This window comes from Stenotrophomonas sp. P5_B8 (genome assembly GCF_054049855.1).
The window spans coordinates 1-1450 of sequence record NZ_JBFULO010000659.1; the positions used below are offsets into that span (position 1 = coordinate 1).

At 66.0% G+C, this 1450-nt stretch carries 1 protein-coding gene; it reads right to left on the reverse strand.

Features of this window, described 5'->3' with window-relative positions; genetic code table 11:
- Positions 1-1439, reverse strand: a 1439-nt coding sequence (locus ACXJKH_RS20440) for a 3-hydroxyacyl-CoA dehydrogenase family protein (protein WP_457322107.1), incomplete at its 3' end; no start/stop codon positions are given.
- Positions 1440-1450 lie beyond the last annotated feature (11 nt).

The window sequence follows — 1450 nt, forward strand, 5'->3', positions numbered from 1 at the left end:
ATGCGCACGCCGTCGTTCTCGAACACGGTCTCACCCGGGCTGAAGGTTTCACCCAGCAGCGGATCGGGGAAGCGCTGGCGCTGGTACACCGGCAGGGCCGAGCGTGGCAGCTTGGCGTTGCGCGACGGGCTGTAGCTGCCTTCGGCGGCATGCACGCCGTCGCGGCCATCGAACACCCAGTCCGGCAACGGCGCGTTGCTCATGCTCTTGCCGGCGACGATGTCATCGGCGATCCACTGCGCGACCTGCTTCCAGCCGGCGGCCTGCCAGGTTTCGAACGGGCCCAGCGACCAGCCGTAGCCCCAGCGGATGGCCAGGTCGACGTCGCGCGCGGTTTCGGCGATGTCGGCCAGGTGGTAGGCGCTGTAGTGGAACAGGTCGCGGAAGGTCRCCCACAGGAACTGCGCCTGCGGGTGCTGGCTCTCGCGCAGCTTGGCGAACTTCTCGGCCGGGTTCTTGATCTTCAGGATCTCGACCACTTCCGGCGCGGCGGTGCGGTCGGCGGCGCGGTAGTCCTGCTTTTCCAGATCAAGGACGACGATGTCCTTGCCGACCTTGCGGAAGATGCCGGCACCGGTCTTCTGGCCGAGCGCGCCCTTGGCGATCAGCGCGTCCAGCCACTTGGGCGATTTGAAGAACTCATGCCACGGATCGTTGGGCAGGGTGTCGCCCATGGTCTTGATCACGTGCGCCATGGTGTCCAGCCCGACCACATCGGAGGTGCGGTAGGTGGYCGACTTCGGGCGGCCCACCAGCGGGCCGGTCAGGCCGTCGACTTCGTCGAAGCCCAGGCCGAATGCCTGCGTGTGGTGGATGGTGGACAGGATCGAGAACACGCCGATGCGGTTGCCGATGAAGTTCGGGGTGTCCTTGGCGTACACCACGCCCTTGCCCAGGGTGGTGACCAGGAAGGCTTCCAGCCCTTCCAGCACCGACGCATCGGTGGTGGTTGCCGGGATCAGCTCGGCCAGGTGCATATAGCGCGGCGGATTGAAGAAGTGCACGCCGCAGAAGCGGTGGCGCAGCTGCTCGGGCAGCACGTCGGCGAGCTTGTTGATGCCCAGGCCGGAGGTGTTGGAGGCCAGCACGGCGTGATCAGCCACGAACGGGGCGATCTTCTTGTACAGGTCCTGCTTCCAGTCCATCCGTTCGGCGATGGCTTCGATGATCAGGTCGCAGTCCTTCAACTGCTCCAGGCCCGTCTCGTAGTTGGCCGGGGTGATCGCCTCGGCGTAGGACTTGCTCGCGAGCGGGGCAGGGCTGAGCTTGCCCAGGTTGGCGATTGCCTTGAGCACGATGCCATCGGCCGGACCTTCCTTGGCGGGAAGATCGAACAGCACGGTGTCGACGCCGGCATTGGTCAGGTGGGCCGCGATCTGGGCACCCATGACACCGGCACCCAGTACGGCGGCGCGGCGGACTGGCAGGGAATTGGACATGTCGATAAGCC